This is a genomic window from Burkholderia mycopellens, from assembly GCF_964265025.1.
In the GTDB taxonomy this organism is placed as follows: Bacteria; Pseudomonadota; Gammaproteobacteria; order Burkholderiales; family Burkholderiaceae; genus Burkholderia.
Window position 1 is genome coordinate 637,814 of sequence record NZ_OZ183804.1, and the last position, 20,376, is coordinate 658,189.

The 20,376-nt window shown below is 60.2% G+C and carries 13 protein-coding genes and 1 pseudogene; 13 read left to right on the forward strand and 1 reads right to left on the reverse strand.

The window, feature by feature from the left end; genetic code table 11:
• Window positions 1-58: 58 nt before the first annotated feature.
• From tssK to icmH, 12 genes and pseudogenes are all read left to right on the forward strand, one after another.
• A pseudogene (tssK, locus tag ACPTTC_RS36835) lies at window positions 59-1,030 on the forward strand (type VI secretion system baseplate subunit TssK); the annotation flags it as partial.
• Between the two features lie 70 nt (window positions 1,031-1,100).
• Window positions 1,101-1,436: a hypothetical protein gene (locus ACPTTC_RS36840; protein ID WP_423396213.1), complete on the forward strand. Its 336-nt coding sequence runs from the start codon at window positions 1,101-1,103 to the stop codon at window positions 1,434-1,436.
• A 72-nt stretch (window positions 1,437-1,508) separates the two neighbouring features.
• On the forward strand, window positions 1,509-4,043 hold the full coding sequence (locus ACPTTC_RS36845) for a type VI secretion system Vgr family protein (RefSeq protein WP_423396214.1): 2,535 nt from the start codon (window positions 1,509-1,511) through the stop codon (window positions 4,041-4,043).
• A gap of 9 nt (window positions 4,044-4,052) precedes the next feature.
• Window positions 4,053-4,937: a DUF4123 domain-containing protein gene (locus tag ACPTTC_RS36850; protein ID WP_423396215.1), complete on the forward strand. Its 885-nt coding sequence runs from the start codon at window positions 4,053-4,055 to the stop codon at window positions 4,935-4,937.
• A 53-nt stretch (window positions 4,938-4,990) separates the two neighbouring features.
• The gene (locus tag ACPTTC_RS36855) at window positions 4,991-5,533 is read left to right on the forward strand and encodes a DUF3304 domain-containing protein (protein WP_423396216.1); all 543 of its coding nucleotides are present in this window, start codon (window positions 4,991-4,993) and stop codon (window positions 5,531-5,533) included.
• Window positions 5,530-6,231, forward strand: coding sequence for a DUF3304 domain-containing protein (locus ACPTTC_RS36860; RefSeq protein WP_423396217.1), 702 nt, complete (start codon window positions 5,530-5,532; stop codon window positions 6,229-6,231). The genes ACPTTC_RS36855 and ACPTTC_RS36860 overlap by 4 nt, the downstream gene beginning before the upstream one ends.
• Window positions 6,228-6,935 carry a DUF3304 domain-containing protein gene (locus ACPTTC_RS36865; RefSeq protein ID WP_423396218.1) on the forward strand — a complete coding sequence of 236 codons (708 nt, stop codon included), beginning with the start codon at window positions 6,228-6,230 and terminating at the stop codon, window positions 6,933-6,935. The genes ACPTTC_RS36860 and ACPTTC_RS36865 overlap by 4 nt, the downstream gene beginning before the upstream one ends.
• Window positions 6,932-9,307, forward strand: coding sequence for a T6SS phospholipase effector Tle1-like catalytic domain-containing protein (locus ACPTTC_RS36870; RefSeq protein WP_423396219.1), 2,376 nt, complete (start codon window positions 6,932-6,934; stop codon window positions 9,305-9,307). The genes ACPTTC_RS36865 and ACPTTC_RS36870 overlap by 4 nt, the downstream gene beginning before the upstream one ends.
• 23 nt (window positions 9,308-9,330) lie before the next feature.
• On the forward strand, window positions 9,331-9,612 hold the full coding sequence (locus ACPTTC_RS36875; protein ID WP_423396220.1) for a PAAR domain-containing protein: 282 nt from the start codon (window positions 9,331-9,333) through the stop codon (window positions 9,610-9,612).
• Between the two features lie 2 nt (window positions 9,613-9,614).
• Window positions 9,615-10,904: a type VI secretion system protein TssL, long form gene (gene tssL / locus ACPTTC_RS36880; RefSeq protein WP_423396221.1), complete on the forward strand. Its 1,290-nt coding sequence runs from the start codon at window positions 9,615-9,617 to the stop codon at window positions 10,902-10,904.
• Window positions 10,905-10,929: 25 nt separating this feature from the next.
• Window positions 10,930-14,994: a type VI secretion system membrane subunit TssM gene (tssM, locus tag ACPTTC_RS36885; RefSeq protein WP_423396222.1), complete on the forward strand. Its 4,065-nt coding sequence runs from the start codon at window positions 10,930-10,932 to the stop codon at window positions 14,992-14,994.
• Window positions 14,995-15,012: 18 nt separating this feature from the next.
• A complete protein-coding gene (gene icmH, locus ACPTTC_RS36890) occupies window positions 15,013-16,278 on the forward strand; it encodes a type IVB secretion system protein IcmH/DotU (RefSeq protein ID WP_423396223.1) in 1,266 nt (421 codons plus the stop codon).
• Between the two features lie 278 nt (window positions 16,279-16,556).
• Here icmH and ACPTTC_RS36895 read toward each other — a convergent pair whose 3' ends face one another.
• Window positions 16,557-18,041, reverse strand: a complete 1,485-nt coding sequence (locus tag ACPTTC_RS36895) for an ISNCY family transposase (RefSeq protein WP_423392344.1) — start codon at window positions 18,039-18,041, stop codon at window positions 16,557-16,559.
• A 617-nt stretch (window positions 18,042-18,658) separates the two neighbouring features.
• Between ACPTTC_RS36895 and ACPTTC_RS36900 the strand changes: the two genes are divergently transcribed.
• Window positions 18,659-20,104 carry a glycosyltransferase family 9 protein gene (locus tag ACPTTC_RS36900; protein WP_423396224.1) on the forward strand — a complete coding sequence of 482 codons (1,446 nt, stop codon included), beginning with the start codon at window positions 18,659-18,661 and terminating at the stop codon, window positions 20,102-20,104.
• Window positions 20,105-20,376: the final 272 nt, after the last annotated feature.

Sequence of the window (20,376 nt, forward strand, 5' to 3'; positions counted from 1 at the left end):
ACCGTCCGAACAGGGTGGGGAATTTTACTTCGACACTTCTGGGGAAATTACGTCCGACGTTGACAATACCGAGTTGCGTGATACGAATTCGATCGGCCTCGCGCCCGAACCGGTGCAGCTGTCGAACCTGCGCTTGCGCCTGCTGCCGGAAAAGGAGCTCGGCGATGCATGGATCGGCCTTGCGCTCACGCGCGTGAAGACCATGCGCGCGGACGGCAGTATCGAGCTCGACGACACGCTCGTGCCGCCGGTGTCGGGCTATGGCGCGAGCGGCTTGCTGACGAGCTGGGTCACGAAGATTCACGATCTCGCACGGCTGCGCGCGAATGCGCTTGCGCAGCGGCTGGCGGGCACCGATGACACCACCGCGAGCGCCGCGACGGTCACCGACTACCTGCTGCTGCAGATCCTGAACCGGTATGAGCCGCTGCTGCAGCATATGCTGCGCGTGCCGACCACGTCGCCGGCCGACGTCTATGCGCTGTTGATCGGCATGGCAGGCGAGCTGTCGACACATCTGCGTACGGATACGCGGCGGCCGCTCGACACGCATCCGCCTTATCAGCACACGACGCCGCACACTTGCCTGAAGCCGATTGTCGACGATACGCATCGACTGCTCAACGCCGTGCTGGTGCGCAGCGCGCAAAGCATTGCACTCGAAGACCGCGGCCACGGCATGCGAAACGCCGTGGTCGATCCGGTCGACATGCAGGGGTTTGCCGCCGTCGTGCTGGCCGTGCATGCGGCCATGCCGCCGGACGTGTTGAAGCAGCAGTTTCTGGCACAGGCGAAAGCAGGTCCACCGGACAAGCTGCCGAGCCTTGTGCGTGGCCACCTGCCGGGTATCGGTCTGCAGGCACTTCCGGTGCCGCCGCGGCAGATTCCGTTCAATGCTGGATACATCTACTACGAGTTGACTCAGGGCGGGCTGCTGTGGGAGGAAGTCGTGCGCCACGGTGGCGTTGCGCTGCACGTGGCGGGAGATTTTCCGTCGTTGAAGCTGGAGCTTTGGGGCGTGCGTGCGTAGGCGCGTCGGTTAGAAAGAAGCTGGATAACGAAGTGATTCAATCCCAGGTTTTGATTGGCTCGAATTTGATATGAAAAATATAACTGAACGTACACCAAAAATGCCTCGCAGACATCCCGTGCTTCTCGGTTTTGGTCTCGCTTGGCTGATTGTAATCGCAGGGTATTGGGTGGTTACATCTATCGATCCAGTACGTAACTTGTTTTGGCGCGGATATTTCTTTCTGGTGCCACCGGGTTCAGCCGTTCTGGTTGCCATTGTATTTATTGTGCGTGGAGGCAAGGATATTGCTGGCGGAATATTTTCTGGTCTTGCCTCTATGCTATGCGTGATTATTGCGCTGGTGGCTTTTTTAATTAATGGTCTATTTGATAACTCTTATCCCCTTGTTAACGGTTGGAAATAGGAGAGGGTAGGCGTTGCAGGTTGAACGTATTGTGGATGATCAGTGACCTGATCGATTCAAAGGGGCATCGGAATGGCTTTATTCGACGTACCACGAACACTCTCGGTTTCGGGCGCGGCCTTGCCGGTATACGGCGATCAGCCGATCCTTACGCCGGTGAAGCTCACCGGCAGAGAAACGATCGGTGAGCTGTTCGAGTACGTGCTCGAGTTGAAAACGCCGGATGCGATCGCGTTCTCGCAGAGCATCGCGGCTAATGTCCAGCTCGACAGAATGATCGGTACCGAAGTAACGGTTTCAATCGAGCTCGAGGGCAAGGGGCACTTCATTCCCGGCCTTGCCGGTGACGCAGGGCTGGCCAACATCGGAGCAGGCGCGCGCGAAATCACCGGTATTGTGAGTGAAGCCGAACTCTTGCGCGAGGACGGGCGGTCGATTGTTTACGCGCTCACGCTGCGGCCGTGGCTCTGGCACGCAACCAAGAATTGTGATTGCCGCATCTTTCAGGATATGTCGGTGATCGAGATTACGGATGCGGTGCTATCGGCTTATCCGTTTCCTGTCGACAAACGACTTACCACTCCACGCCCGAACAAGGCGTGGCCAAAGCGCGATATTCAGCGGCAGCACTTCGAAAGCGATTGGACGTTCCTGCAGCGGATCTGGGAAGAGTGGGGCATCTTCTACTTTTTCGAGCACAGCGATGGCAAGCATCGGCTCGTGCTTGTCGATTCGCTGAGCGCACTTCAGCCTCTCGGCGACGCCTACGCCACGATTCGCTACCAGGCACCGAGCTCCCGGCGCATCGATGAAGAACACATTCACGATCTGTCGGTGTCGAATGCGCTGACAGCCGGTGGTGTGACCAGCGTCGACTATGACTACACCTGGCCGAAAGCGGATCTGCAGGTCGGGCGTGAGGATCCCCGCGAAACGGGGCTTGGCCGTCAGGAGCATTACACGTGGGGCGACCACGCGCAGCCCCAGGCGGGTGCGGCGGGTCTGTCCGGCGACCACAACGATCCGCGCACCGAGGCGGAATACCTGACGATCGTGCAGATGGAGGCTTACCGATGCCAAGGGCTCAGGGCGTCGGGCAAAGGAAATCTGCGCGGTGTCGTGACCGGGCAAACGTTCGTGTTGTCGCACTACCCGCGGACTGCAGCCAATCGCGAGTACGCGGTTATTGCCTGCACGCTGACGATCGAGGAGATCGGAGAGGCGTCAGGATCAGGTCAGCGCTACCGTTGCGAAGCGCACTTTACGTTGCAGCCGTCCAATGAACCCTTCCGGTTGCTTCGCACGATCGCGAAGCCGCGCGTTGCCGGTGTCGAATATGCGGTGGTGACGTGCCCGGAGAATCAGGAAATCTGGACCGACGCATACGGTCGCATAAAACTCCAGTTCCTGTGGGACCGCCTCGGAAAGAACGACGAGCGTTCGAGCTGCTGGGTACGTGTTGCGGGGGCGTGGCGTGGCGATCAGTTCGGCGGGATATTCTTGCCGCGTCGCGGGCACGAGGTCGAAGTTGCGTTCGTCAACGGTGATCCGGACTTGCCGATCGTTGTCGGAAGTGCCACGAATGCATTCAACATGCCGCCGTTCGAACTGCCGGGCAATCAGGCACTGGCCGGTTATCGCAGCCGCGAGATCGATGGTCGGCGGGCGAACACCCTGGTTTTCGACGATACGAACGGAAAAATCCAGGCGCATCTGTCGAGTGACGAAGGCGGTTCGCAACTGAACCTCGGTCATGTCACGCGCATCGCGGGCAATGCCGGCAGGCAGGACGCGCGTGGCCGGGGTGCCGAACTGCGTACGGACGGGCACGGCGTGTTTCGTGCCGGGCAGGGCATGCTGCTCACGACCGAGGCTCGGCCGAACGCGCAAGCCCATATGACGGACATGGGCGAAACGACCGCTCGGCTGGAGGAGGCCGAACGCTGGCAGTCCGTGCTCGCTCAACTGGCGCAGCAAGCAACTGCGCAAGAGGCAGAGAACCATCAGGAATCCGTCGCGAAAGCGTTGGCCCGACAGAACGCCGCAATACGCGGCACGCGCGGTGAGGTCGACGAGGACGGCTTTACCGAGCTGGAGACGCCGCAGATCGTCGTTGCGGGTGCCGCCGGCATTCAGGCTACGACTCCCGCGACGACGCATATCGCGAGCGGGCAGCATATTGCCTTCACCAGCGGGGAGCATATCGCAGCATCCGCGAACGGCAGCGTTCTTGTCAGTGCACGGGATGCAATGCGCTTGTTCTCGGCTCGCGGCGGCATGAAAGCCGTGGCGGCAGATGGCGACATCGATATTCATGCGCTTCAGAAGGCGATCAATCTGCTGGCTTTGCTCGAGATCAACGTGACCAGCGACACGATCCATATCAAGGCGAAAAAGAAACTGGTGCTGGACGGGGGCGGTAGCTATATCGAACTCGAGCAAGGCAGCATCAAGAGCGGAACCAGTGGCGTCTGGCTTGCGCATGCGGCCAACCATTTCTTCCCGCAGCCGGACGAGGTGCCCGTCGAGCTGTACGTTCCCAAGGTATGTGTCGAGTGCCTGATGAAGGCCGCGAAGACGGGCGCTTCGGTCGTGCCGAGACTCTGAGGTCGGATCATGTCTACAGTGCAGCACCGCGAAAAACTTTACGGCCTGGTGGACGGCGCCCAGTACCCGGAGGCGCTCGCTCCGTGGGTGCTCGAATATTCGCCCGAAGTGCGTTCATTGTTCGAAGGGTTGCCGGAGGAAGAAGCCGGCAACGCAGCCCCGATCCTGTTCGAGATCGATGATGCCGATAGCGAATGGGCGCGCCAGATCGATCACATGGATCGGTATCGGCCCTGCCTCACCGTGATACGTAGCGCGCTGCGCATCGATGAGCTCAACGGGCATCTTCAGCGTTTTCTCTTTGCGGACATCGGCGATGGCATGCAAGTGCTGCTGCGCCTGTTCGATCCACGGTCGCTTCCATCGATTCTGGATGTTTGCGGCAGGGAAGTGAGAGCCGGGATTACATATCCGATGTCCATGTGGATGTACCGAGGCGGCCATATGGAATGGCAGCGCATCGAAATCGACGAGCATGAACGCGGTGTCGATATCGAGCAGGTGAATGTTTCGCTTGGGCAGCAACAGCTCGATGAACTGGAACGACGTGACGAGCCCTACGCGCTAGTGGGCGAGATGGTCGATCTTGGTCTGATCGACGAGACACAGCCGTACGCGGTGGGTTATCAGGATTTCTTGCGCAGATACAACCGGGCAGTTGACTGGGGCCTTGCGTCTCGGGCCGATCGCCATGCGTTTTGTGTGGCTTCGTACCAGTACGGAGAGTCGTTCGATCAGCAAGACGAGATTCGATTTGCGATTCGGGCGGGTGTAACGGGCAAGACACCATTGGTGCAGCAGTTTGAACGGGTTCCTGGATACGTTTGGCGGGAGCTGGCGGATGCCTTCGGGAAGCGCGTGAGCGGACTTGACGTGGGGATGGCCGGGGAATGAGAGTGAAAAGCTTTGGAAATTCCATTCAATCGACAAAAAGACGAAATATCGCGATGAAAATCTCGATTCTGAATCGTCTCGTTGCCTTGTTCGCGACGGGGCTGTTGCTATCGATGGTTGGTTGCTCGGATGCAAACGAGAGCAATCCAGGAGACGTAAGCGGCTACAACTACACCGATTACTACATTGCACGGTTTCGCGTTGCTAATGAAGGTCAGGATCTCTGGGCAGGTGGCCCGAACATTTTTCCGAAGAAGCAAGGGGAGCAGCGGTCGGGAGGAGGGGGGTTCATGTGTTGTATCAGCATTCCCAGTCACAGGCGTCCTAGCATGAAGGTCGTTGTCAAGTGGAGGCGAGATACACATCCCTATGATGATGATCGAAGCGGCGATCAATGGCTTACGGCAACGACAGAAGTTCCCCCATACGATCCGGGGACATATGGATTTGTAGTGCATTTTCTGCCAGATGATCGGATTCGTGTGCAGGTGTTGGACAAGTCCGGAGTTCTCGAAAGGATCGGTGACCATGATCCGTACATCGCGCAGGGCGTACTGGATCCTGAGCTGAACGAGAATAAGGAGAACGCGCAATGAGCGTCATTCGCTGGCCGGAGCCATTCAATGAGAAAGGGTGTTTAGATGAGGCTGATGCTGTCCGCCTGATGGGTAAAAGTGCGCCGGCAGGTGAGCGGTCCGGCCGTCCGCAGACATTGCTTGGTTACGTTCCTAACGGTACAGCAAGTGGAATCTTTGCGATGAAAACTCTAATTCTGAATCGTCTCGTTACCTTGTTCGCGACGGGGCTGTTGCTATCGATGGTTGGTTGCTCGGATGCAAACGAGAGCAATCCCGGAGACGTAAGCGGCTACAACTACACCGATTACTACATTGCACGGTTTCGCGTTGCTAATGAAGGTCAAGATCTCTGGGCAGGTGGCCCGAACATTCTTCCGAGGAAGCAAGGGGAGCAGCGGTCGGGAGGGGGGAAGTTCATGTGTTGTATCAGCATTCCAAGCCACTGGCGCCCCGGCATGAAGCTTGTGGTCAAGTGGAAAGTTGACAAGATTCAAGATGGCAGAACGCCAAGTGTCTGGTACACGGCAACGGCAGAAGTCCCCCGGTACGATCCGGGCACATTCGGCTTTGTTGCACATTTTCTGCCAGATGATCGAATTCGTGTGCAGGTGTTGGACAAGTCCGGAGTTCTCGAAAGGATCGGTGACCATGATCCGTACATCGCGCAGGGCGTACTGGATCCTGAGCTGAACAAGAATAAGGAGAACGCGCAATGAGCGTCATTCGTTGGCCGGAGCCATTCAATGAGAAAGGGCGTTTAGCCGAAGGTGAGGCTGCCAGGCTGATGGGTAAAAGTGCACTGGCGGGTGAGCCGTCCGGCTGTCCGCAGACATTGCTCGGTTACGTTCCTAACGGTACAGCAAGTGGAATCTTTGCGATGAAAACTCTAATTCTGCATCGTCTCGTTGCCTTGTTCGTGACGGGGCTGTTGCTATCGATGGTTGGTTGCTCGGATGCAAACGAGAGCAATCCCGGAGACGTAAGCGGCTACAACTACACCGATTACTACATTGCACGGTTTCGCGTTGCCAATGAAGGTCAGGATCTCTGGGCAGGTGGCCCGAACATTTTTCCGAAACAGCAAGGAGAGCAGCGGTCGGGGGGCGGGAAGTTCATGTGTTGTATCGGCATCCCGAGCCACTGGCGTTCCGGCATGAAACTTGTGGTCAAGTGGAGGCGAGATACACATCCCTATGATGATGATCGAAGCGGCGATCAATGGCTTACGGCAACGGCGGCAGTCCCTCAATACGATCCTCGCACTGCTGGACTCGTGGTGCATTTTCTTCCTGGTGACCGGATTCGCGTGCAGGTTAGGAATAAGGGGAGGTTTCTCGAAAGGATCGGTGACCATGATCCGTACATCGCGCAGGGCGTACTGGATCCTGAGCTGAACAAGAATAAGGAGAACGCGCAATGAGCGTCATTCGTTGGCCAGAGCCATTCAATGAGAAAGGGCGTTTAGCCGAAGGTGAGGCTGCCAGACTGATGGGTAAAAGTGCACTGGCAGGTGAGCCGTCCGGCTGTCCGCAGACGCTGTACGTTAATCTGTTTTTTGACGGTACGAACAACAACCGGGAATGGGACACCAAGAACGAAGAGAAGCCAACGCATACGAACGTCGCAAGGTTATACAACGCATGTAGCACCGAACGCAAGCCGGGTACGTATGCGTTCTACGTACCCGGCGTAGGCACTCCATTTCGAGAAATAGGTGAAAATGAATTTACCTCGATTGGTAAGGCAATGGCATATGGCTTCGGCATGCGCGTGGCATGGGGTTATACCCGTGTGCTGAATGCACTGTATGACGCGATGATGGGGGACGTCCTGCTGGATGACCCCGACGCCCGCGCTTTGGGCTCGCTAATTGACGATGAAGTCATGGTTTCCAATAGCAATCTGGTCCGCGCGACCCACACGGTGTCCCCGGTGCGCCGTGCGGTCGGCACGTTGGCAACGACTACCCGGCTGTACTACCGCTACCAGTCACAGGCCAAACTGGAACGTCTGCATGGCGAACTGTCGGCGCTTCAGAAGAAGCACAGTGGCCCCGGTGGTCAACTCAATCGGTCGATCAAGAAAGTCTGGGTAAACGTTATCGGCTTTTCGCGTGGTGCGGCCGGCGCACGAGTATTCGTCAACCGGCTTATCAACACGTGGGCGAAGGGCGGCATGATTGCAGGTGCGATTCCCTACGAGGTCAGCTTCCTGGGGTTGTTCGATACCGTCGCGTCGGTTGGCATTCCCGACACCGCAACGGCTGCGCTCAACCTTGACGACCTTGACGGGCACTGGGCGTGGACGGCGGACGGAGCACTCAACGTACCCGAGTCGGTCAGGAAGTGCGTGCACTTCTTCTCCATTCACGAACAGCGGATGAGTTTCCCGCTCGACTCCATTCGGGAGAAGCAAATCTATCCGGGCGGTGAGTCGCGCAGAATCGAGGTCGCGTATCCGGGCGTGCATTCGGACGTTGGCGGCGGCTATCGGGTGGGCGAAGAAGGCAAATCCCGAGATGCCGAAGGCAGCAAGCTCAGTCAGATTGCCTTGCACAACATGTATATCGAAGCGTTGAAGGCGGGTGTGCCGTTATTTACGAAAACAGACAAAACCCCCCTTCCAAAGATCGTTGAGCAAGACTTTCCGGTGTCTCAAGCGCTTGTCCGCACCTTCAACGACTGGCTCTCAACCGTCAATCAAAAACCCCTCGACAGCGTTGAAACGGCAATACGTGCAGGCATGGGGCAGTCGCTCGCATGGCGTACCTTGCGCGCGGACTATGGCAATCCACTGGCATACGTCACGTCGCAGGAATTCTTCCGCAGTGCGCCCGAAGACGATGTCACGCCCTATGGACTCGAAAGACGAATCGCAAGCAAGGCAGTGTCGTCCTCGCGGCTCGACAACCTCAAGCGCGAGAAGAGCCGGCTCGAGGAGCAAAAGGCCGGCCTCGACGCAGCGGCGCTGAGCATGCCGGCAATTCCGGCACTTGCGAATCCATTCAAGAAGAGGGCAGCCGAACTCGGCGAACAGATCAAGAAAAAGGATGCCGAGATCCTGGCAACTGCGGCGGGAAAACCGCCTCGGCCCGGCGAGGGCACGACGGACGTCATGACCAACGACAAGACCGACCTTCTGGAAGCCGCGGAGGAATTCCGGCTCTTGCTCGCGTACTTGTATCCCGATCGACGATCGCGCTGGCAGGTGTACTGGTCGCGGACACCGGGAGAAGCCGTGAAGGTGAAGTTGGGACCGATCGGGACGGCGGTTGCTCTGGAGCAGAACGTCATGGCCTATTACCTGACGGTCGACCGGAAGGATGTCTCCTCAAAACGCAGGCAGGGGTCGAAGATCGTCTGGATGGGGGAGCGCGACCGGGTGATACAACTGTTCGGTGCGATCGCCCCGTATCAGCCGATACTGGATTTTGTCCTCGCGCCGCAGCCGGAGATGCTGCCATTCCTGCTTGAACACACGTCCGACGAGGCAGTACGAAAGTTGCCACCTGCCGCGATCCGGTTGCTGGACGATTACGTTCACGACAGCCGTGCGTGGTTCCGCGTGCCTTATTTTCATGAATATGCGCCGGGTGGTTACGGTTGGGCGCGGACGTTCTTTGTCGGCAACGACAGGCGTGTTCGGGCGCTCGGCCTGAAAGACAATGCCGCGGGCATTGCCGCCGAACGTGCAAGGACGGCGGCGGCGGATCGCGGCAATTACATCGCAGAGGAATCCAGAACATTGCCGCCCCCTGTCAAGGTCGACTTCAGCAGTTTTCCGCGCATGTAAGCGTGCATTTTCGAAGAAATATCATGTCCACTAGCATTGCAGTCGTCGGTGACGCGACCGACCATGGCGGCCAGATCATCACCGGTTCAGAAACGCACAAAATTCGAGGCAAGAAAGTCGCGCGCCTGTACGACCTGGTCGATTGTCCGGCGATTTACCCGGACGGGCGTCCGCATGGCGTCAACAGGATTATCGAGGCGCACCCGACGCTGAGCATGGGGGGGCGTCATGTCGCGTTGCATGGCCACCGCACCGAATGCGGATGCAGGCTGATTGCTGCGTCGACAGTCAAGGTGGGGCGCTGACCATGTCTACCGTGAGAAAGTCCAACGGGCCTGTAGATGGCACGCATGCATCCCCCGAAGATCAGGAGGCGTTGACAGAGGCACTGAACAGGAAGGACGAAACGCCCTTGGATCGACCTGCCGAGCCACGAGAAAGCTTCGCCCAGCGTCTGGAAAAGATCAAGGCCGCACGAAATCCGTTGCTGGAAGCGTCTCGCGTATTGTTGCGGGCCCAGGCCGATATGCCTTACATGCTTTCGGCCAGTGAGGTGGCGCGCTTGCATGACCTGCTGGCGAGCGAAATCCACGCGTTCGAGAAACTCTGTACGCAAGCGAATATCCGCCGCGATCATGCGCTTGGCGCAAGCTATTGTCTCTGCACGGCGTTGGACGAGTCTGCCATGCAGACGGCCTGGGCGCGCGGTAACTCGCTCGAGGCCGTGTGGGTGCAGAAGAGCCTGGCGTCGACCTTTCATCGGGATGTCGAGGGGGGGACGAAGATTTATCTGCTGATCGGGCGTTTGCTGCAGGATGCCGAAGAGCATCGCGACCTGCTGGAAGTCGTTTATCGGATATTGAGCCTCGGATTTGAAGGCCAGTATCGTGGCGTTCCCCGGCAACACGCCGCCGTGCGCCAGCGCCTCTACAACGAGATCTTGCGCGGCCGTGAGCCCGCGCCCCAGGCGTTGTCGCCGAACTGGAAGCCTTACGACCGGAAGCGCCACATGTCGTTGTTCGAGTTTCCGGTGTGGGTAACCGCTACGGTACTGTCGATCGTTCTGCTGGGAATCTTCGGCTGGTTCAAATACGAACTGGTGACCCGGAGTGCCGCTGTCCAGAGGCAGATCGCCGACGTCGGCCGGATGACGCCCCCACCCGCACCGCCGCAATTGCATTTGAAGCAGTTGCTCAAGGACGAAATCGCAGCGGGCACCGTCAGCGTCGACGAGGATGCACGTCACAGCGCAGTGACGTTCCGGGGCGATGCGATGTTCCCGCCAGGCGGTGTCACGATCAAGAGTGCGATGGCGCCGCTCGTCGCAAAAATCGCGGGGGAGATCGTGAAGGTGCCGGGCAAGGTCACCGTCCTGGGGTATACGGACAACCTGCCGATCCGCAGCCGGCAGTTTCCGTCAAATGAAGCGCTGTCGGAGGAGCGGGCGACGCAGGTGCTGCAGATGCTGCAAGCAGCCGGTGTGCCGGCCAACCGTCTTGAAGCCGTCGGCAAGGGCGATGCCGATCCGATTGGCGATAACCGCACCACCCAGGGCCGCGCGCAGAACCGGCGCGTCGAGATTGTCGTCGCGCAATAGGCCAGATCCGCTTCCGGAATAGACCATGAAGAAGTTTTTGTCATTTCTCGCGTCGCGCCAGTTTCTCGCGTTTCTCGCGCTGATCGTTGTCGCGCTGGTGATCTGGTTCGTCGGACCGTTCTTCGCGTTTGGTGGACTCAAGCCGCTGGCCGGAGCCGGCATGCGCGTGCTGCTGATCGCGCTGGTGCTCGTCGGTACGTTGCTCTGGCTCGGGGGCTGGTCGACGAGCATCGTGTTCGTCGCGCTGTTGTGTCTGCTGATCTGGTATGCGGCGCCCTTGCTGTCGTTTGGCCGCACCTCGCCGTTCGAACCGGTGTCGGCTCGGGTCGGCGCGATTGCGCTGGTGGTAGTGGTGTTCGCTCTGTTCTGGATGTTTCGGCTTTGGCAGAAGATGCGCGAGGACGAGGCATTCCTGAAAAAAGTGCTGCGATTCGGTGGCAAGACGGAGGAATCCCCCGCTGCACCGCGTCTGAAAAAGGTCGAAGCAATCGTCGCGAGCGCACTGGCGCGGCTGAAGTCGATGCGCACGGGCGCGCGCGGACCGGGCAAGTTGTTCCAGGGCAAGCGCTACCTGTACGAATTGCCGTGGTACATCACACTCGGTTCGCGAGGGACAGGCAAGACGAGCGCGCTGCTCAACGGTGGCCTGGCGTTTCCGATTGCCGAGCAAATGCAGCGGGCGGCCGGGAATTCCGCGGGTGACACCGCGGCCGTGGACTGGTGGCTGACCAACGATGCGGTGCTGATCGACACGGCCGGCTATTACACACGTCACGGCACCTCGACGGCAAAGGAAGGTGAAGGGCTGGCCCCACTGTCGGACCGGCCGACAGCGGTCGGATCGGGCGAAGGTAAGACGGGCAGCGAGGCAGCAAAGGCGGAGGCGTCCGGCGATACCCAGCCAGCGGACGTCGCAAAGTCGAGCGCCAACATTGTGCCGATTCGTACCGACTCGGCTGAGCAACGCGAGGCGCTGGATCGCGCGGAATGGCTGGGTTTCCTCGGCATGCTGCGCCGCCACCGCCCCCGTGCCCCCATCAATGGCGCGCTGCTGGCGGTCGATCTTGAGTCGCTGGTCGGAGCCGACGAGCAGAAACGCCTCGCGGAGGCGTCGGCGCTGCGTGCGCGACTGGGCGAACTGCGCAGTGAGCTCGGCATCCGTTTCCCGGTCTATGTGCTCGTCACGAAAATGGACCGCCTGGCGGGGTTTGCCGAGTATTTCAGCGGCCTGACGGCCGAGAGCCGCGCCCAAGCATGGGGTTTCACGTTGCCTTACGGCAAGGAAACGGTTGCGAAGGAAGGCTTGCGCGCGCGTTGCCGCGATGAGCTGATGCAGATGGCGGGTCGGTTATCCGGCATGATTCACACGCGCCTGCAGGATGAGGACGAGACGGACAAGCGTCGGCAGCTCGCCGCGTTGCCGGAGGAGTTCTCCGCGCTGGTCGGGCCGCTTGTCGAACTGATCGACCGGGTGTTTCTCGATTCCCGTTACGACGATACGCAGCTCCATTCGACTCTGCGCGGCGTCTATTTCACGAGTGCGCAGCAAGGCGGCGGGCCGGTCGTTGCCGAGCGCGACACGGTTGTGCAACGCCTTGCGCCGAAGCAAGGGCAGGCAGTTGCCGCCGCCGACAATGAGAGCAACCGGAGCTTTTTCCTGCACGATGTCCTGACGCGGGTCGTGTTTCCGGAATCGCATCTCGTCAGTCCCAACCTGCGCTGGGAATACCGCTATCGGCTGCTGCGTCTGATTGGCCATGCGCTCGCCTTGCTGCTATTCGTCTGGCTCGCACTCGGATTGCGCGTGAGCTTTGGCAACAACAGCGACTATCTCGACGTCATCGGCCGCAAGGTCCAGGCATTGGCGGCCCGCGTGACGCAGCTGTACAAGGAGCCCAAGCCGGAAGCCGTGCCCGACACGCTGACCGAAGCGCGCTATTTGCCGACCTTTCCGAATCTCGACCTGTCCGATCCCGGTAGTGCATGGCGTTATGGCCTCTATACGCCGCCGATCATCGTGACGGAGAGTGGTCACACCTACGATGCGCTTGAGGACAACCTGCTGGTGCCGGAAATCGTTCATCGGATGGAAGACGTGATGTCCGGTGCGATCGCCAACAAGGACCCGAAGGCGGCATACGATGCGCTGCGCGTGTACCTGATGCTTTACGACAAGGCGAAATTTAATGCCGGCGACGTGAAGACCTGGGTGCTCGACGACTGGGCGAAAAACGACAGCGCCGCGATTTTTGGCGGTCGTGCGTCGATGATCGATCACGTGCAGCAGCTCTTTTCGGGCGACCGTGTCGTGAAATCGCCCCTTATCCGTAACGATGCAATGATCCAGCAGGCACGGGCTTTTCTCGACGGCAGCAACGCGACGGATCGACTGTATCAGCGCGCGAAGGCCGCGATGCTGAAAGAGGCGCCCGACGAGTTCACGTTGCTGCGCGCGGTCGGGCCGCAGGCCGGCACCGTGTTCACGCGGGCGAGCGGCCAGCCACTCTCGCGCGGCGTGCCAGGTCTCTTCTCGTTCGATGGTTATCGCAACCTGTTCGACAAGCGGCTGCCCGAGTTCGTCCAGATCGCACGCGACGATGATGCATGGGTGATGGGGCGCTCGTATCTGGGCGAGGCTCAAAAAAAAACGGCTGAGATTGTGAGCACGGTAACCGGCGCGGATGATGCACTGACGGACGCGGTCCGCCGCGAGTATCTGATGGAGTACGCGCAACAATGGGACGCGTTTCTCAACGATATCCGGACGGTGAGCGGCACGAGCCTTGCGTTCAACCTTCAGGTGCTGCGCAGCTTCGCGGCGCCCGACTCGCCGCTCGGCCGACTTGCCCGCGCGGCCGTGCATGAAACGACGCTGACGGCAACGGACACCGGATCAGACGGGTCTTTTCTCCAGAAGGCGGCCGACCAGCTCAACCAGAAGGCCGACAAGGCGCTTGGCATCCGTGCGTCGGAGCGTGTTGAACGCGAACTCGTCGACAACCATTTCGCCGCGCTGCGCGAGGTCGTGACGGGCAATGCCGATGCTCAGGCCGGCTCCCAAGCGGTGGCCGCCCAGGCCGGAAAGACCGGTCTCGACGGCGTGACGAACTTGTTGAACGACTACTACACGGCGCTCACGGTCTCCGACAACGCGCTGTCGAATAACAGCATGCCGCCGGCGAGTGACACGGCCGCGAAGCTCAAGATGACGGCCGACACGATGCCGGCGCCGTTCCGTGCGGTGCTGCTGCAACTTGCCGCGGACGGTTCGCACGAGGTCAATCAGGGGATCGGTCAGCTACTGTCGCGCCAGATGCAGGCGGTCATTGGTGACACGTGCCGGCTCGCCATCGAAGGTAACTATCCGTTCTCGCCCGACAGCAAGCGCGATGTCGGCATCGACGACTTCACCCGTGTGTTTGCGCAGGGTGGCGTGATTGATGACTTCTTCGCGAAGACGTTGGCGCCGTTCGTCGATACGTCCGCGAAGCCGTGGCGTTACAAGACACTGGCGGGCGCAACGGAACCCGTCCAGGGGCCGGATCTTGAGCCGTTCGAGCATGCGAAAGCGATCCGCGATGTCTTCTTCAACGATCCGGGCCATAAGCAGCTGACGTGGAAGGCCGATATCCGCATTCCCGAACTGGATCCGACGATTACCAGCCTGTCGCTCGACATCGATGGGCAAACGACGCTCTATCAGCACGGTCCGGTTGCGCCGTTTGCGGTGACATGGCCCGGGCCGCGTGGTGGTGTTCATACGGAAGTCACTGCCAATCCCCGCATCCGCCCTGACACGTCGACGAGCGCGGCCGATGGACCATGGGCGCTGATGCGCTTGCTCCAGAAGGGGCAGGTGATTGAAACCGCTACGCCCGGCCGTACCCGCGTCGTCTTTGATTTTGATGGGCGCAAGGCAGTGCTCGACGTTGCGAGTACCGGGAGCGTGGCGAACCCGTTGACGAGCGACGTGCTGAAGACCTTCCGCTGTCCGAGTTCGATGCCGGTGTTCAACCTGTCGGATAGCGGTCCGCCCCCTGGGCTGCCGCGCGGTACGACGCCGGCGAGCCCGGCAAATGTCACTCAATGACGGCGAGGGACAGGCACGGTGACGATTTCGACAGTCGACTCGCAAAACTACGCCGGCGTTCCGGCGTCGCCGCCGCTCAACGCGCGACTCAAGGCATCGATGCAATCGGTCAATCCGTTGCTTGAATCTGCGCGCGTCTTGCTGCTCGCGCTGGCGGATACGCCAGCCGCACTGGGACCTGATGCCGTCTTGCAGCGGCGCAAATGGCTCGAGCAGGAACTGCGGATGTTTTTGCGGGTTTGTCGTGAGCTGCAGTTGCCGTCGGACCAGGTTGTGCGGGCGAGCTATTGCTTGAGCGCCGCGCTTGACGAGGCCGCGATGCAAACCCGCTGGGGCAGAGGCGAGGGGACCGGCGCTGAGTGGCAGGCCAGCAGCCTCGCCGTGGCGATGGGCCATGATCGACAAGGCGGCGATCGCGTCTTCCATGTGATCGACGAGGTGCTAAACGACCCGCGCGGTCAACTCGACCTGCTTGAACTGTTCCAGAACGTTCTCGATCTCGGCTTTCGGGGGCGATATCGCTTTGAGCACGATGGTGCGCGACGGCTGCTGAACATTCGCGAGCGCGTGCACGGCGTGGTGATGGCAGGAGAACAGGGCGCGGAACCCGTCGATGCGCCAAATGCAACGGTGGCTCGCATTGCCCCCTACCATCGAGGCGGCCAGTCGGTCGCATGGTCGCGACGGGTGGTCGATCCATGGGTGCGCCCGGCTCGCGCGCGTCGGTCACGCTGGTGGATTGTCGTCGGCGCCGCGGTAGCGCTGCTGGTGGGTGCGGGAGGCTACGCCGCAGTCAGCGGATGGTTGCACACGGAACCGTTCACGCAGGCGCCGTTACCGATCGATCGGTTGGGGGAGGTGTTGCGCAAGCAACTGCGCGACGAAATCTCCGCCGGGAATGCCGAGCTGATCCAGGACCCGATGGCCAACGCGCTGACGCTCAGATTCAACGGAATGTACGCGCCAGGTGATGTGACGGTGGCCCCGTGGTGGGCGTCCATGATGGCATCGGTCGGACGGGCCATCGCGGCCTCGCCGGCCGCGACGCACGTACTCGTCACCGGATACACCGACAACGTGCCGGCGAGCTCCGTCCGTCAGGGTTCGAATTACGCGCTGTCCAAAGCCCGTGCCGAGCAGGTCGCGCAGATTCTCGCGGCGGCCGGTGTGCCGAAGGAGCGCATCAGCGCGGTGGGACAGAGCGATGCCGATCCGCTGGCCGATAACGTGTCGAAGGAAGGGCGGTCGAGAAACCGTCGGGTCGAAGTGACCGTGTCGAATTGATGCATGTAACTGAATCACCTATTTACACCGGAGCGGGATATTGACCGGCCAGCCTTTCGTAGACATCTTCTAGCCATAATTTGCGGCAACCGAGGAGGTCAGTATGAGCGGAAAGCGGTAAACGGATGAGTTCAAGAATTCCGCCGCACCCCCAAAGCGGACATTTCAATCTAGCCACTACAATCAAATGTCATAGCCATTTCAAGATGTCGGGGCGCCAGCTAAATAGAAATGTCGTGTTTTCAGGGGTTCATGATTTGTTTCTCATGGGCTGCAGATCACGCCGTGTCGAAGAGCTGGTCCTGAACGGGCAGGGTGCTTACGCTTGCGTCATTGCCCCTTGCAGACCGACGGCTAGGTTTGCGCGCGGGCTGTTGCGGCTGTCTGCGTTCGGCGAGATCCACGATTACCTGCTCGACGTCGGCCTGCGTAAATGCACGTTGCTTCTTCGTGCCAACGGGTTGCTTTGAACCGCGGACGGCCTGACCTTGATTGGTTCGCGACGGCGATCCGGAGGTTCGACGGTTGTCGCGCTGAGCCTGAAGCGCTTGCGAAACTTGTAGCACGTGACTCAATCGCTTTTGCTCGATCACTGCACCTTGATCGACTTCCGCCAGCTTGTCGTAAAGACGGCAAGACAGAACCTTGCCATCGGCTCGGATTTCGATCCGCCCGTCGGGGTACTCCCATACATCGATGTAGCGGTGAATCAGCTTCCGGTTGACCGGCGTGTCGTCCAGCAAGTAAAGCACTCGGTCGTGGAGCACGGTCAGCGATTTCGATACCCGACGTGTTTCACGCCACGTCAATAACGTATCCAGATCCTCGTCGTCTCGCAGTGGCCGATGCGCATTGAAGTCGCTGCGCGGCGGCTTCGCGAAGCGTGTGTTGTAGGCTGCCATGAAGGAGGGCGCATACGCATTGGCCTCGGCTACCGTGCTGATCCCGCGCAGCCGCAGTTCCTTCACGAGCCGGTCTTGCAAGGTCAGATGCGCTCGCTCGACACGGCCCTTGGCCGAGCTGCTGTTCGCGCAAAACGTATCGATGTTCAACTCATACATGGCCCGGCCAAACTGCGTCACGCTGCTTCCGGTCTTGCTCGCGGTTGGGCTGCGGAACACGCTGTACTTGTCGCTGTAGAGCGCTCCAGGTTTGCCGTAACGCTCCAGATACGCCCGCGTCGCTTCGAAGTAGCTGAAGGTCGATTCGGTCTGCGTGAAGTGCAGATGCATCAACCGACTCGTCGCGTCGTCGACGTACACCAGCAGCGTGCAGGCCGGCGCCCGTTCCTCGAACCATCGATGATCGCTGCCGTCGATCTGGATCAGTTCACCCAAGCAGGCGCGCCGGGCCCGCGGCTGATAGACCTTCGGCGGCCGCTGCCGGCGTGGCACCCACAAACCGGCATCCGTCATCAGCTTCCGGACCGTCTCCTTGGCCAACTGGATGCCATGGCACTCGGACAACTTCTCGCAGGCCAGCGTCGGGCCAAAATCCGCGTAGCGCTCGAGAATGATCGCCAGCGCTCGCCGAGCCAGTTCCTCGTCCAATCGCCGGTTCCCCGGACGACCACGTTTGAGCGACGTCAGTCCAGCCGCACCAGATTCCCGGTACCGAATCACTAGCCGTTCGATCTGCCGGACCGTTAGGCCCAGTCGTTCGGCCGCGCGGCCAGGCTTCAGGCCCAAATCCACCACAGCCTGGATTACCTTCAGACGGTCGAGTTCTCGCATGTTCAATGTCACCAGTGCTGTTCGGTGCATCGCCGGCTCCATGATCTGACGGGGAGCCGGCAAGCTTACCGAGGTCCAAACGCGACATTTCTAAATGGCTAGAACACGACATTTCTAAAAAGCTACTACACCAAAACTATCGATAATTTAGCTTATGTCAAATTTATCCATAGCCCGGTTATGTGTCTCAATGTCCTTAGAAGCATTACAAGCAGCCGGGACCGTATGCGCGCTTGACCTCGTCGCCGTCTGGTCCAATCGAATAGCGACTGATACCGCCCATCGGCTCGGCAGTCTTTCCCTGCCAGTCAACCCTTGTAAAATCGCACGCCATGAACGCACTTCGCCGCGTCCTGCTCCGTCAACGCGTCGCGCGACAGCTTCTGTGGAGGCTCTTTGTAACGCTGCCGCCCCGGCCGCTGACGTCAGCGCCATAATGCTCGATCCGGACGGTTCGGATGCGGGCTCGGTTACGCTGTGTTCGGGGCGCGGCCCGCTGATCGTCGACGTGGCAGCACTCGCCACCCGATTCGATGCAGGTTCGCCGATCACGCGGGCCAACGACGCGCTCGCGCATGACCTGCCGTTGACCTTCATTGCACGAGCGCGAAATAGGACCGTCCGCGTGGCGCCACGACTCGGACACCTTGAAGCTTCTCACCCTAGCCCAGCCAATGACCCAAGACAATCCGGTTTTCGTTGTGCAGCAGCTCGTACAGCGCGGTGCCATTGATGACGCTCGACGCCTGCTCGACGACCTGAAGGCCACCGACGGCGGCACCGCACGATACCTCCATGCATGCGTTCAGTACCATTATTTCCTTGGGGAATTCGAACACGCGGTCGACCGATCCATCGAGCTTACGCAGCGCGAGCCAGGCTATACGAACCATCGTTCCATCTTTTTCCATGCGTGCGCCCATCTCGGCCGGCTGGACGTTCTCGACACGCAATTCGAAACGCTCGTACACGGCCTCAATGAATGGGAGCGCGAGCAGGTAAAGCTCGAAATCCTGTATCTGTTCGGCCGCGACGACGACATCATTGCGAGATCCGTGTCGTACGAGGCTGCGCACCACGCTGGCGCGATTCCGCAGGCGACCGGCATCCAGTTGAGAAAAATCCGCAGCACCTCGCTGATGCGGGCTCACGGAATCGCCGCGGGAATCGGCGAATATGCGTCGGCTTATACGAGCCGATCGGCCGTAGCGGAGATATACGGAATCAAGGATCCCGGCTACTGGTGTGGCGACACACCATTGCCGCGCGTGCTGCGCTACGTCCGTGGCGGCGGTTTCGGCGACTGGCTCCAGTTCATCCGCTATCGCACCCTGCTCGCTCAGGCCGGCACCGAACTCGTCTGTCACGAGCCCTGGCCGTGTCCGGACGTCAATCAAGCCTGGTTGAACGACTATCGCGACATCCGTGCCGATCAACTGCTGGCGCCATTCGCCGGCAACGCTCCGTTCGATGCAATGTGGGCAACACCGTTCTCCCTGTTCACCGCGATGTTCCCGCTGGCCGGCTACCTGCCGGCGCGCCGGGCAATGTATGAGGCAGCACCCTCGCCCGAGATGTCCGAACAGGTGGCACGCATTCGCCGCGCCGCGCGCGGACGCCCATGCTGCGCGTTGTTCTGGTCGTCGAACGAATCCGCTCACGGGGATTTCGCGTGGCGGAGTCTGCGCCTGCAGCAGATACGTCCGTTGCTGGAAAACCAGGACGTACACTGGATCGTATTCCAGCGCGGTCTCGAAATGCAGCGATGGCTCGCCGACGATCTGTCCCACACGACCACCAACCTCGACGCGACGACCGACCTGCGTGGGCTTGCAGCGCTGCTGTCGGCTGCGGCGGACCTGGTCATCAGCGTCGACAGTGGGCCGCTGCACCTCGCCGCCAGCCTCGACTTGCCGACCCTCCTACTGTCGCCGCTCCACGGAGACTGGCGTTTCGAACGATCCCCGACCTCGACGCCGTGGTACCCGGGAATCCGCGTCGTTCGACAACCCGTCATCGGCGCCTGGGATGCAACCGTCGCCGACGCACAGTGGATACTCGAGAGATGGGCGCGAACCGGAAGGCTGTCGTGAAGGTCGCGGGCTTGTGTGTAGAGGCCCGCGAGGATCAATCCGCCTCGGGATCGTCCAATGGTGCGGATGTGACGTCAGTGATCCTGCAGCCGCAAGCAGTTGGCGCCAAAACGACTCGTCCAACGCAAACAGGACCTGCTACGGTGCGACTGACCTGCTCCCCGCGTTTCGTGCGGTGACAGTGGAGCGTCCGCTCCAGAGAGAAACACGATGAAAAAACGATTCACCGAAGAACAGATCATCGGCTTCTTGAAGGAAACCTAGACCGAACT